At 29.5% G+C, this 13,211-nt stretch carries 10 protein-coding genes; 7 read left to right on the top strand and 3 right to left on the bottom strand.

Features of this window, described 5'->3' with window-relative positions:
* Nucleotides 1–21 precede the first annotated feature (21 nt).
* The gene (locus tag ACQYZ7_RS05430) at nucleotides 22–2,808 is read right to left on the bottom strand and encodes a carboxypeptidase regulatory-like domain-containing protein (RefSeq protein WP_430728749.1); all 2,787 of its coding nucleotides are present in this window, start codon (nucleotides 2,806–2,808) and stop codon (nucleotides 22–24) included.
* A 94-nt stretch (nucleotides 2,809–2,902) separates the two neighbouring features.
* Nucleotides 2,903–3,736 (bottom strand): GLPGLI family protein, encoded by an 834-nt coding sequence (locus ACQYZ7_RS05425; protein WP_430728748.1) that lies wholly within the window; start codon nucleotides 3,734–3,736, stop codon nucleotides 2,903–2,905.
* Nucleotides 3,737–3,858: 122 nt separating this feature from the next.
* Here ACQYZ7_RS05425 and ACQYZ7_RS05420 point away from each other — a divergent pair, with 122 nt between their 5' ends.
* From ACQYZ7_RS05420 to ACQYZ7_RS05400, 5 genes are all read left to right on the top strand, one after another.
* Nucleotides 3,859–5,445, top strand: coding sequence for a sensor histidine kinase (locus tag ACQYZ7_RS05420; RefSeq protein ID WP_430728747.1), 1,587 nt, complete (start codon nucleotides 3,859–3,861; stop codon nucleotides 5,443–5,445).
* The gene (locus ACQYZ7_RS05415; protein ID WP_430728746.1) at nucleotides 5,438–6,118 is read left to right on the top strand and encodes a response regulator transcription factor; all 681 of its coding nucleotides are present in this window, start codon (nucleotides 5,438–5,440) and stop codon (nucleotides 6,116–6,118) included. Before ACQYZ7_RS05420 ends, ACQYZ7_RS05415 begins: the two co-directional genes overlap by 8 nt.
* 91 nt (nucleotides 6,119–6,209) lie before the next feature.
* Nucleotides 6,210–6,824: a deoxynucleoside kinase gene (locus tag ACQYZ7_RS05410; RefSeq protein WP_115900140.1), complete on the top strand. Its 615-nt coding sequence runs from the start codon at nucleotides 6,210–6,212 to the stop codon at nucleotides 6,822–6,824.
* 394 nt (nucleotides 6,825–7,218) lie between these two features.
* On the top strand, nucleotides 7,219–7,446 hold the full coding sequence (locus ACQYZ7_RS05405; protein ID WP_430728745.1) for a hypothetical protein: 228 nt from the start codon (nucleotides 7,219–7,221) through the stop codon (nucleotides 7,444–7,446).
* Nucleotides 7,447–7,522: 76 nt separating this feature from the next.
* Complete coding sequence (locus ACQYZ7_RS05400) at nucleotides 7,523–8,758, top strand: radical SAM protein (protein ID WP_430728744.1); 1,236 nt, start codon at nucleotides 7,523–7,525, stop codon at nucleotides 8,756–8,758.
* Between the two features lie 8 nt (nucleotides 8,759–8,766).
* Here ACQYZ7_RS05400 and ACQYZ7_RS05395 read toward each other — a convergent pair whose 3' ends face one another.
* Nucleotides 8,767–9,501: a TrmH family RNA methyltransferase gene (locus ACQYZ7_RS05395; RefSeq protein ID WP_430728743.1), complete on the bottom strand. Its 735-nt coding sequence runs from the start codon at nucleotides 9,499–9,501 to the stop codon at nucleotides 8,767–8,769.
* Nucleotides 9,502–9,572: 71 nt separating this feature from the next.
* Here ACQYZ7_RS05395 and ACQYZ7_RS05390 point away from each other — a divergent pair, with 71 nt between their 5' ends.
* Both ACQYZ7_RS05390 and fbaA read left to right on the top strand, forming a co-directional pair.
* On the top strand, nucleotides 9,573–12,026 hold the full coding sequence (locus tag ACQYZ7_RS05390; protein ID WP_430728742.1) for a BamA/TamA family outer membrane protein: 2,454 nt from the start codon (nucleotides 9,573–9,575) through the stop codon (nucleotides 12,024–12,026).
* Between the two features lie 94 nt (nucleotides 12,027–12,120).
* Nucleotides 12,121–13,179, top strand: a complete 1,059-nt coding sequence (fbaA, locus tag ACQYZ7_RS05385; RefSeq protein ID WP_430728741.1) for a class II fructose-bisphosphate aldolase — start codon at nucleotides 12,121–12,123, stop codon at nucleotides 13,177–13,179.
* Nucleotides 13,180–13,211 lie beyond the last annotated feature (32 nt).

Raw genomic sequence — 13,211 nt, 5'->3', positions numbered from 1 at the left:
TTTGACTGCTCTTTTATTTTATTACAAATTATATTTTATCGTAAACATAGCTACTCTAGGTTGAATTACATACGAAGAGTTACTTACATAAATATCATTACTACTATTTTGATTTAACCCTGTTGAATTTAATAGATTTGTTATCCCTACTTTATACTCCCATTTACTATCTTTCTTTTGATACGTTAAATCTGCTCTTAAAAAACTATAATTATCAATTGTTTCTCCATTATTAAGCACTCTGTTATATGTATATTTTGATGTAAAAATAAATTCTTTTAAGAAAAAAGCATCAAAATTTATATACGGGCTATGTGTTGTAAAAGTATTTTCTACTCCTCCAATATCTGAGTTATTGATAGACACATTATAACCTACATCAAAATTCGGAGCTTCTTTAAAGTTTGCACTAAATTTTGAGGTATATGTTTGTGAAAACGTTTTAGCTAATCGATTTCTTGTTTCATTCGTTTGACGATCAGTAATTAAACTATTCGATTTTCCATAAGATACATTTCCTCCTAATCGCAGCTTAAACTTTCTAAAGCTCTTTTGAAAGTTTGCTCTTGCTGAAATAGACTCATCAGGAAAAGCAGAGTTTACCGAAGTTCTTACTTGGTTAACATCAATAAACTCTGTATTACTCTTAATTTCTTTAATACGTTTACTATAGTTAATTGACCCAAAAACATTGGTGTAATTAAACATATTAAAACTAAAATAATTCAAATTTATATTATGGTATAATGAGTTTTCAAGAGTTCTATTTCCTGAATATAAGCTATTGTAATTATTAAAAACATAACCTTCTGCTAACTTATTCACATCAGTAAAACTAGTTTGCATGGCATAGTTTAAACGTAGTGTCTCTGATTTTTTTAAGTTAATCTTTACTGAAGCATCTGGTAATAACTTGATAAAGTTATCTTCATAAACAGAACCCAACTGCGTGTTTTTTGACACGTAGTTATGTAATGTAAAACCTTGATTAAAGGTAAAAATACCTGTTATGAATTTATAATGTAAGCCCATATACAAATCATCAAAAGAAAAATCTACATCATTAACTGTATTTGGCTCAGTAATTTTGTTTTCATTTCCTTCTAAAATTTCAAAAATAGCAGAGTTAAATTGTTGATTACTTAAGGTCGCTCCAAAAGTCATATTTATATTACTTTTAGAATTTAACACATAATAGTAATCTAACTTTGCATCCAGTTTATTTGTTTTTATTCTTTTATTCTGACCTACATTAAATAAATTATGACCTCCTGAGTTAGGATTAACATTTGTTAATGACAACAAGTTATAAAAAGATAACCTTTCTAGTTCAGCATTATAAAACGGATCTTCATTTTGCCATAAATGCTGTGCTTCAAAAGCAAAAATATTTTTATCGTTTAGCGTATAATAGTAGTTTAAATTTTGATTGATAGAAAAAGGACTTTGCTCTGAAATTTGATTAATTGGTACAATTTCATCACCTGCATTTAAATATGTTCTTGATGACATTGTTGATTGTAATTGTTCTTGTTTAGATACTTTAGCAAAAATATCGTAATCTAATTGATTATTTGCATTAGGCTTATAACTAGAACTCAACTTAAACAATCCTAAATCACTTATTTGATTTATTTGATCCTTTGTTTTTTCTGTATTAATATATTTTATTGAAGATGGATTGTTTTGATCATATTCAGATATACTATTTTTATCAATCCCTGCATTGGAATATAAACGCTGGGTGGTTTCTTCCATATCTGTTTCATTTCCTGAGTAGATGGCAAACCCATTAATATCCCAAGTTTTTTTTGGAGAATAGCTAAAGTTTAAGGCTCCAAATTTCGATTCAATTTCTTTTGCTCTATTATTTCTTAAGGTTAAAAAAGCAATATCATTAGATCCTACATTAAAACTTGTTCCATTATTACCTCCAAACTGTCTAAAGCCTCCTGTGAACTTAAAATAATCCCTCATAGTAAAAGGCACTTCACCTATATTATTCATATCTGTAATAATATTTAGGCTATGTTTCGGACTATAATAAAATAGTTTTGGGCGCGCTAAGTATCTACTATCTTTCATCCCTACTCCCGTTCCTCCAGACACTTCACCAAACCAAAAGTTTTTCTTTCCTTCTTTTAGTTTAATGTTAATAACTACGTTATCTTCATTATCTGTCACGCTACTCATTTGCCCCACTTCAGTATGATTTTTAAGCACTTCAACCTTATCAATAGCATTAGCAGGAATGTTTTTTGTAGCCAGTTTAGAGTCTCCATCAAAAAAATCTTTTCCTTCAACCATTACTTTTTTTACCGTTTTACCTTCTACTTCAATCTCTCCATCATCATTTACTTCTACTCCTGGGAGTTTTTGAAGAACATCTCCTAACTTTTTTTCCGTTCCACTTTTAAAACTATCCGCATCATATACAATTGTATCACCTTTAACCGTAACTGGCATTTTATAAGTGATATTTACTTCATCTAAACTGTTATCTTCTTCTAAAGTAAGATCTTTAAACAAATTACTATCTTTTGTCTCTACATTAACTTCTGCTGTTTTTAAACCTATATAACTTACCTTTATACTGTAGGCTGCATTTTGAGCTAAATTTAATTTATAATTTCCCTTTGCATCAGTGAATCCATAGGAATCTAACTTTTTGGTAGCTTTGTTAATAGCAATTACATTTGCCATTTCAAGCGGAGTTCCTATACTATCTTTCACAACTCCTTTTAGTGTAATTTGGGCATTAGCTGTCCAGGTAGCTATGCAAATAGCTATGAATAATATTTTTTTCATTACATGATTTAATTATTTAGTAAGTGGCTTTTTTAAACTATAGCACACTAATACTATAAATAAGAGATAGGATTTAAGTTTAATACAATAATAACTACCCTTGTATCTCTATATTAAAGGAGTTTCCGTCTTTACTTTTTCGTCTATTTTTAAAACGTTCCATCATATCCTTCGTATGTTCATCCATAATATTATCAAATTCTTTTTGAGTAACCTTCTTCCCCTTAGTAGGCTCTTTTATTTCTGTTTTTTCTGACGGATTTAAAACGATTTCAGTACAAACAATTGTTTGTTTTCCATCTTGTACTTCTAAGATCAACCCTGGCAAACCCCAAAACTGTCCTGGACCATTACTAATAGGAATTACAGGAGTATACCATACTATAGTTTCAATAGTTACTTCTTCTTTTTTCTCTTCTGTTTCTCCATCTGTCATAGACATTGAAGTCCTAGTTTCTTTTCTAGTTTTAGTAGCTTTATAGCAAGTATAATTTCCAATGTTCTTAGTTTCCCCTGTCATTTTCCAATCAAAATTCTCTAATTTATCTTTTATTAAAAAACGTTTTCCACTTATTTCAGTTTTATTTATATACTTCTTCTTTGCTATATTTTTATACAAAATATCCGTTCCACCTCCATTACCCATTATTTGAATTTGCATTCCTTCTGTTTGAACTTGAGGGGAAGACAATTTTTCATTTTGTTTGTATGTAGATGCTGACTTATCAAAGCTTAAGGTATAAGTTTGCTGAAACTGTTTCTTTAATTGCGCCTGTAGCTTTTTTTGCATATCAGAGTTTGATGCACCCTTGCCATTGTCTATTTTTAAATCTATCTTTCGATGTGTCTTATAAGTAGCTTTTCCTTGAAAGTTTTGTGAAAATATTGATGTACTTAATAACAGTATTAATAATGTGATTTTTTTCATGAGTTTAGTTTTTAGCATTCAACACTACAAAGATGGTTACCGATACTGTCTTTTTGAGTTAACGAGTGTTAACGAGTGTTAAGCGATGTTTTTTATTCGTGTTAACACTTTATCTTTGAGGTATGAACACGAAAAAACATCGATGGATATTATATTTAATTAGTATTACCATTATTACTACAATCGTTATACAGTTTTATTGGAACTTTAAAAACTACCAACAAAACAAACAAAGAGTTATTAATGAAATTCAGCTAAGTTTAGACAATGCAGTTGAAGAATATTATGCTACTTTAACTAAAGAAAACTTTTTTACCATCGTAAAAGACTCAACTTCTAAAAAAGATTCTGGTTACGAAAATATATGGAAAGAAATTATCTCTTACCAAACTAAAGAAGAAAAAGACAGCATAGATATTACAGTTTCTTCATTTGATATTAAAACAGATAACTATGAAGATATCAAAAGGATAAATTCAAGTTTTATAGATTCTGTTATTATAGATACCCAACATAAAACTGAAAACCATCATCCTAAAAAGCTATCTAAAATTACTCAGTTTACTCAATTCTCTAAAAATCATAAATCAGGAATTCCTCTTGATTCTTCTGGAGTAAAAAAAGTGAAAGTTTTTAAAGGTAAGAAAGCCTCAGATAGCCTAAAATTAATAAAGGGACTACAAACTATTTTTATTTCTGTTCAAAATGATTCTTTGGATCATAACAAGTTAGATTCAATCATAAAAAAACAACTCACTACTAAAGGAATTTTAACTCCTTTTTATTTAAATCATTTTAAAAATGATACGTTATACCATTCTTCAAAAAAAGAAGATATCCCTATTCTAAACCTACAAAGTAATGCTAAGTCTACCTATGTTAAAAGTAATGAAAAACTAACCTTACTATATGAAAATCCTTCAGTAGAGATTCTTAAAAGAAGTTCAACAGGAATTATACTCTCACTTTTACTATCGCTTGCAGTTATAACTAGCCTATTTTATTTATTAAAAATTATCAATCAACAAAAAAAATTAGCTGAGATTAAAAACGACCTTATTAGCAATATTACACATGAATTTAAAACACCTATTACCACCATTTCAACCGCATTAGAAGCTATTAATAACTTTAATGCTATTGATGATAAAGAGAGAACTAAAAAATATATTTCGATTTCGTCTATACAAATAGAAAAACTGCATTTGATGGTTGAAAAATTACTAGAAACAGCTACACTTGACAGCGAGAAACTTCTTTTAAAGAAAGAACCTATTAATTTGGTTGAGTTAGTAGAAAATAACACAAAAAAGCATCAGTTTACCAATTCTGGAAAAACAATCCAATTCTCCGCAAACAAACTTCAAATAATTACTAATGTTGACCCTTTTCACCTAGAAAATGCTATTTCTAACCTATTAGACAACGCTATAAAATATGGAGGAGACAAAATAGAAGTGCACATCAATCAAGTATTAAACACTATTGAAATAACTATTGCTGATAATGGAAAAGGAATTGATAAAAACCAACAAGAAAAAGTCTTTGATCAGTTTTATCGTATTCCAAAAGGGAACACGCATGATGTAAAAGGTTTCGGTATTGGTTTATATTACACTAAAAAAATTATTGAAAAACACGGAGGTACCGTTTCGTTAATATCAAAACCAAACAACACCCTTTTTAAAATTGTTTTAAATTATGAGTAAAATTATTAAAGTTTTATTAGCAGAAGATGAACCTAGTTTAGGACAAATAGTAAAAGAAAGTTTAGAAACTAGAAACTTTAAAGTATTTCACGCTCTTAATGGAGAAGAAGCATACGAGGTTTACAAAAAAAACTTACCTGATGTTTTAGTTTTAGATGTAATGATGCCCAAAAAAGATGGATTTACATTAGCTAAAGAAATAAGGTTAGAAAACAAGCGTCTTCCTATTATATTTTTAACAGCAAAATCTCAACCTAAAGATGTTGTAGAAGGTTTTCAACATGGTGGTAACGATTATCTAAAAAAACCTTTTTCTATGGAAGAGCTAATTGTTCGCATAAATGCTCTACTTGATAGGGTTAAATTGAAAAACAATTATGATTCTATTAGCATTGGTAGCTATGTTTTTCATTACACTAAACAAGCACTATCTTTTAATAACGAACTTAAAAAGTTAACACATCGAGAATCGGAGTTATTATTTCATTTATCGCAAAATAAAAATGAAATACTAGACAGGTCTTTTATTTTAAAAAAGCTTTGGGGAGATGACGATTTTTTTAATGCTCGTAGTATGGATGTCTTTATTTCTAAATTAAGAAAGAAATTAAAATACGATGAAAATATTCAAATTGTAAACGTCAGAGGTTATGGATATAAATTGATTTGTTAAACTTGTTTCTGAGTACCTTTTTTTATGTAATTTTACCATCCCCTAATCTGGCAGTGCCAGCAATATTTAAAAACATTTTACACAGACAATTATGCACGTAGCAATTGCCGGAAACATTGGCGCGGGTAAAACCACTTTAACAAAACTATTAGCAAAACACTACAATTGGGAAGCTCATTTTGAATCGGTTGACGAAAATCCGTATTTAGACGATTTTTACGCCGAAATGGAGCGTTGGTCTTTTAATTTACAGGTATACTTTTTAAATAGTCGTTTTCGCCAAGTATTAGAGCTGCGTAAGTCTGGTAAAAAAATTATTCAAGATAGAACCATTTACGAAGATGCTCATATTTTTGCTCCCAACTTACACGCTATGGGGTTAATGACAAATAGAGACTATAGCAACTATTCTTCACTATTTGAATTGATGGAAAACTTGGTAACTCCACCCGATTTATTAATTTATTTACGTGCTGATATTTCTACACTAGTAGGTCAAATACATAAACGAGGTAGAGAATATGAAAACTCTATTAGCATTGATTACTTAAGTCGATTAAATGAACGTTATGAAGCTTGGATTAGCCAGTATACCAAAGGGAAATTATTAATTATTGATGTAGATAATTTAGATTTTGTTGATAATCAAGAAGACTTAGGTTATGTTATTGATAGAATAGATGCTCAAATAAACGGATTATTTTAAGTTTTAAAGAGCTTAAAACGACAATAACAAACCCTTTGTTTTTTATAAAAAAAACAAAGGGTTTTCTTTTATCAGTTCATGCTTTTATAAAATACCGAAATAAAAATTCGTCTTCAAATAGAAGTTTTATTCTCATATTTTACTTCTTCAAAAACAAGCTAATTACTACTACTTCAAAGAGTGTTATAATTTTTAAATTATACCTCCCTTTTTTATAAATAGTCACATACTCCACTTACTTTTTCACCTCAAATGGTTAATATTTGTGACAACTCATTTAAAAACATTCTTTAAATTTTAAATGTAAGTTTAATGATTTACAGGAAGCTGAAAATGTATTTTATTGAACTTTAAAAAAAGAAATAGAGTAAGCAATTAACTTAAATTAATAATTATGAAAAAAACATTTTTTTTATCTAAAGGGTTAGAAAAGTTTTCAAGCTTACAAGCTGATAATTTAGATCTTATTAAAGGAGGAGCCATTTATGTTGAAGAAGAAATTTATTACCCTACTAGTGGAGGAGGTAGAGTATGTCCTGACGGATTAGTTTGGAGTGACAAGCTACATAAATGTGTAAAACTCATAGAATTTGAAGCTGAAAAAGAGCACTTCAGATTATAACACAGCATTTTAAAATCTTCTCAAGGAAATTGTGCACTGTATAATTTCCTTGTTTTAATCAACATCTTTTCAAATTATGAACTTTAATTCTTTAGCCATAAAAATTGCTAGCAGGTGTAACCTTAATTGCTCATACTGCTTCATGTACAACCTTGGAGACACTACCTATAAAAATCAACCTAAATTCATGTCTTCAGATGTTGTTGATAATATTATTGAAAAGACTAAAAACTATATAAAAAAGTATAACAAAAAAGAATTTTCTTTTATTTTCCATGGAGGCGAACCTCTACTCGCTTCCAAAGACTTTTACATTGATTTTATAAGTAAGGTTCAAAAAATGCAACAAGAGCTAACTAATGTATCTTTCTCTTTTGACTTACAAACAAACGGTGTTCTTTTAGATAAAAGCTGGATACAATTATTTAAAAACTTAAACATTTACCCTAGTATAAGTGTTGATGGAACTAAAAAAGCACACGATATGTATCGAGTGGATCATAAAGGGAATGGCAGCTACGATACAGTTTTTGAAAGTGTCAAACTATTAAAAAATGAAATGAATTTTGCTGACATAGCCTGTGTTATTAATATTGAAGAAAGCCCAAAAGAAATTTACGATAGCTTTAAAAAAATGAATGTCAGTTATGTAAACTTTTTAATCCCTGACTATACACATGATAATTTTCCTTTCGATAAAAACAAAACCTTAATGGCTGATTGGTTAATTAATTTATTTGACATTTGGATTGGCGATCCCAAACGATTTAAGATTCCATTATTTTTAGGATTATTAAACTCTTTAATGAGAGTTAATGAAATTGCAAAAAATGAATCAACTGTTTTAGTTATCGAAACCAATGGAGAAATTGAAGCTATAGATTCTCTAAAAGCTTGCGGTCATGGTTTTACAAAAACTGGACTAAATATTAAAGAAAATAGTTTTCAAGATATACAGCACACCCCTTTAGGTAAATTATATTTTAATGATTTTAACACAAAGCTTTGTAAACAATGTTTAGAGTGCCCATTAAATGAAATTTGCAAAGGTGGCAGATTGGTTCATCGTTATAACAAAAAAAACGGTTTCAACAATCCTTCTGTTTACTGTAATGACCTAATTAAACTAATAGCTCATATACAAAAATTCTTTATATCATGTTACCCTGAATTACACGAAAAAGAAAATATAGAACTTATAAAACCAATTGAAATCACAAATTATCTTTCTACTATTGCCGAAAGTACTGACGCACTTTATAAAGAAGAATTAGAAGCTTTTTCTGAAAAAAACCAAGTAATTTCGATTTAATTTTATCATTAAGTTAAATCTCTTTTAAACTCACTTAGTAATATAGCCGTTGCTGTTGCTACATTTAAACTTTCAGTTTGTTGTAACTCACCAAACCTTGGGATGGTTACAGTATTTTTTACAATATCAGCAATTTCAGGAGAAATTCCATTTGCCTCATTTCCCATTACTAAAACTGCTTCTTTAGGTAATGATGTAGTATATACATTTTCACCATCCATATCTGCTGTATAAATAGGTAATGAAGTACTCCTTAAAAATTCAGGTAGGTCTACATATGAAACCTGAACTCTTGTTAACGATCCCATAGTAGATTGTACCACCTTTTGATTATAACAATCAACCGTATTTTTAGAACATACCAACCCAGAAATCCCAAACCAATCACACAGACGGATAATTGTTCCTAAATTCCCTGGATCGTTGACTCCGTCTAAAGCAACAATAAAACTGTCATTATTAATTTCTGCTTCCTTCGGAATCTTAAACAGACCTAATACCTTATTTGGTGTTTTTAGAGTACTTACTTTTTTCAACTCATTTTCAGAAATCAAAATAATCTTTACTTCTTTTGAAACCATAAATGACTCATCAGTAGTATATAATTCTTCTACCTCCAAAGAAGATGCAAGCAATTCATTAACCACCTTCACGCCTTCTGCCACAAATAATCGGTGCTTCTGTCTATACTTTTTTTGTTGTAAACTAGTTATTAACTTTATATTGTTTTTAGATAAACTCATTAAATTGTTTTTAACACTCTAAAACCACTAAAAAATAGTATTTTTGATTCTTAATACGAGGTGTAAAGTTAATGAAAAAACTTTCTTTCTTCTTTTTATTAGTAGTCTTATTCAGCTCATGTAGCACGATTAAATATGTTAAAGAAAACGAGTTATTGCTAGCCAAAAACACGGTATATATTGACAGTGTAAAAAACTCTAGTGATAACATTACTGAACTACTAATGCAACGTCCTAATGCTAAGGCTCTAGGTATGCCTTTATCATTGCATTTTTATAATTTAGGAAATCCTGAAGCTCCTAAAACACCAAGTGAATGGGCTAAAAAACACCCAAAAACCTATAATTTTTACAAAGATATTTTCTCTGAAAAACAAAGTATTGCTGTAGCAAAAACATTTATAGGATTTAATAATTGGTTTTTAACTAGTGGACAAGCTCCAATTATAATTGATGACAAAAAAACTAATAGGACTGTAGATAATTTAAAAGCTTACTTCCAAACTGAAGGATATTTTAGAGCAAGAGTTTCTTCAAAAAAAGATACTATTGGTAAAAAGAAAGGAGAAATTAGTTACCATATTACAAAAGGAAATCCTTCTTACCTTGACACCATAAAAACCTTTATTACATCGCCAGTTTTAGACTCTCTATATCAGCTTTCAAAAAACAAAAGCTATTTAAAACCTGGAGACCATTATAAAGATGACAACTTTATAAAAGAGGCTAACCGACTCGTTAAACTATTCAGGAACAAAGGAATATACCAATTCAATGAAAATTATATTTCTTTTGATATTGATACTTTAAAAAACTATGAAAGATCGGATGTAGATATTAATATTTCTGATAAAACTGTTCCTTTTCAAATTCAGAGAGTAAAAAAAGTAAATGTTTTTACCGATTATACCTACAACACAAGAAACTCTGAATACAAGGATACTACTACCTATAAAGGGATTAATTTTTATGCTCTTAAGAAATTAAAATATAATCCTAAGTACTTATCGCAATCTTTATTTATAAAACCAAATACTGTTTATAACGATTCTCTTAGAAGCTTAACACGAATACATTTAAGAGGACTAAAAAACTTTAAAGCAACCTCTATTCGATATAATGAGATCAGTGAAAACAAATTGGAAGCTAATGTGTATTTAACTCCTATTGAAAAATATACTTTAGGTTTTGAAACAGAACTGTCTCGTTCTAATATTCGTAACTTTGATGTTTCTTTAAAATTTTCATTAACTAATAGAAATACATTTAAAGGTGCTGAGCTTTTTAAACTCTCCGCTTTTGGTTCCTACTTTAATTCCAATAATGGACCTGGTTGGGAAATTGGTTCTGATATTTCATTAGAAGTACCTCGCTTTATGGTTCCTTTCGGATTGCATAAGTTAGTACCGAAAAGAATGTTTCCTAGAACTAAATTTTATTCAGGAATTGGAATTCAAAAGAATATTGGCTTAGACAAACAAAACATATCAGTTGGAATAGATTATAAATGGGACTACGATAAAAGAAAATCAATTCAATTAGAACTATTAAATACACAATATATTAGAAACCTAAATGTTGATAATTATTTTTCTATTTATAATTCAGAATATCGAAAATTAGCTGAAGTCGCTGAAATTTATGACCCTTCATACACTTTTCCAGATAATACACCAAGTAACTCTAATGAAATAATTCGTTTTGCTACAGATGTTATTACCGATCCTAGTTTTGCAGCTTCAAACCCTATTGAGTTTCAAAATGTTTTAAACCTTGCTAACAGATACAACATTGTAACTTCTGATTTTTTAATTCCTGAAATTGCTTACAGTTATACTTATAACAATCAAAAAAATATTAAAGATGCTAATTTTTCTTTTTTTAAAGTTAGAATAGCAAACTCAGGAAACATCATGGGAGTTTTATCGAAAAAGACTAATAATTCTGGGCAAAAGACCGTATTTAAAATTCCTGTTGCACAATATTTTAAAACCGACTTAGAGTATAAAAAATATTGGGATTTAGGTGATAACAATGTATTAGCCCATAGAACTTTTCTTGGTGCCGTTTTTACTTACGATAATTCCAGTGTTCCGTTTTCTCGTAGCTATTTTGCTGGAGGATCTAACGATATCCGCGCATGGAGAACCTACGACTTAGGACCTGGTACACGAGCTCCTGTTTTAGAATACAACATAGGTAGTTTAAAATTTTTAACCAGTTTCGAATACCGTTTTGATGTTTTTGGCTCTTTAAAGTCTGCTTTATTTATAGATGCAGGAAATATTTGGGATATAACCAATACAGAGTTTGTTGATGACCCGGCTAAATTTAACGGTTTTAAATCATTAAAAGATATAGCTGTTGGAGCTGGTTTTGGACTTCGTTATGACTTTAAATTCTTAATTGCAAGACTGGATTTAGGCTTCAAAGCACACGAACCATACTTAACAAATAGTAGATGGTTTAAAAACTTCAATTTCTCTAACTCAGTACTAAACATAGGTATTAATTACCCTTTTTAACAAAGTACTTTCTGCTAAAAATTTATCGCAACTTGTATAAAAAAGTGTAGATTTGTTCCATAATTTATGTAACACACTACTAAACAAATAAAAAATGATTAAACCTGGAGTTGCCACCGGAAAAGAAGTTCAAGAGATTTTTGAATTAGCAAAACAAAAAGGCTTTGCTTTACCAGCTGTTAATGTTGTAGGATCAAACACTATTAACGGTGTTTTAGAAACATCTAAAGAACTTAACTCGCCTGTAATAATCCAATTTTCTAATGGCGGTGCTCAATTCAATGCAGGTAAAGGCTTATCAAACGACAACGAAAAAGCCGCTATTGCTGGTGCAGTAGCAGGTGCTAAACATATACATTTATTAGCAGAAGCTTATGGAGTTCCTGTTATTTTACATACCGATCACGCAGCTAAAAAATTATTACCTTGGATTGATGGTTTATTAGATGCTAGTGAGCAATTTTATAAAGAAACAGGAAAACCTTTATACAGTTCTCACATGATTGATTTAAGTGAAGAACCAATAGAAGAAAATATTGAAATTTGTAAAGAATACCTTGCTCGTATGAGTAAAATGGGAATGACTTTAGAAATTGAATTAGGAATTACTGGTGGTGAAGAAGATGGTGTTGATAATTCTGATGTAGATGTATCTAAGTTATATACACAACCAGAAGAAGTTGCTTACGCCTATGAAGAATTAATGAAAGTAAGTCCTCAATTTACTATTGCTGCTGCTTTTGGAAATGTTCATGGAGTATACAAACCTGGAAATGTAAAATTAACTCCAAAAATTTTAAAGAACTCTCAAGAGTATATTTCAAAAAAATACAACGTTCCTCACAATACAATTGACTTTGTATTCCACGGAGGATCAGGTTCAACTTTAGAAGAAATTCGCGAAGCAATTAGCTACGGAGTTATTAAAATGAATATCGATACCGATTTACAATATGCATTTACCGAAGGAGTTCGTGATTATATGAAAGAAAAATCTGCATATTTGCAATCTCAAATTGGTAACCCTGAAGGAGATGATGTTCCTAATAAGAAGTATTATGATCCTCGTAAATGGTTGCGCGAAGGAGAACAAACTTTCAAAGCTCGATTAAAAAAAGCTTTTGAAGACCTAAATAATGTAAATACATTATAATATTCTTTGAAAAAGGAAAACCAAACAACTAA

The organism is Tenacibaculum sp. SDUM215027 (assembly GCF_050566205.1).
GTDB lineage: Bacteria > Bacteroidota > Bacteroidia > Flavobacteriales > Flavobacteriaceae > Polaribacter.
Note: the sequence above shows the minus strand (reverse complement) of the source record. Positions and strands in the feature narration are given on the sequence as shown.

Excerpts from the sequence above, each read along its gene's own strand:
- ACQYZ7_RS05430 (WP_430728749.1), bottom strand. The coding sequence starts at position 2,808 with ATGAAAAAAATATTATTCATAGCTATTTGCATAGCTACCTGGACAGCT.
- ACQYZ7_RS05425 (WP_430728748.1), bottom strand. The coding sequence starts at position 3,736 with ATGAAAAAAATCACATTATTAATACTGTTATTAAGTACATCAATATTT.
- ACQYZ7_RS05420 (WP_430728747.1), top strand. The coding sequence starts at position 3,859 with ATGAACACGAAAAAACATCGATGGATATTATATTTAATTAGTATTACC.
- ACQYZ7_RS05415 (WP_430728746.1), top strand. The coding sequence starts at position 5,438 with ATGAGTAAAATTATTAAAGTTTTATTAGCAGAAGATGAACCTAGTTTA.
- ACQYZ7_RS05410 (WP_115900140.1), top strand. The coding sequence starts at position 6,210 with ATGCACGTAGCAATTGCCGGAAACATTGGCGCGGGTAAAACCACTTTA.
- ACQYZ7_RS05405 (WP_430728745.1), top strand. The coding sequence starts at position 7,219 with ATGAAAAAAACATTTTTTTTATCTAAAGGGTTAGAAAAGTTTTCAAGC.
- ACQYZ7_RS05400 (WP_430728744.1), top strand. The coding sequence starts at position 7,523 with ATGAACTTTAATTCTTTAGCCATAAAAATTGCTAGCAGGTGTAACCTT.
- ACQYZ7_RS05395 (WP_430728743.1), bottom strand. The coding sequence starts at position 9,501 with ATGAGTTTATCTAAAAACAATATAAAGTTAATAACTAGTTTACAACAA.
- ACQYZ7_RS05390 (WP_430728742.1), top strand. The coding sequence starts at position 9,573 with ATGAAAAAACTTTCTTTCTTCTTTTTATTAGTAGTCTTATTCAGCTCA.
- fbaA (WP_430728741.1), top strand. The coding sequence starts at position 12,121 with ATGATTAAACCTGGAGTTGCCACCGGAAAAGAAGTTCAAGAGATTTTT.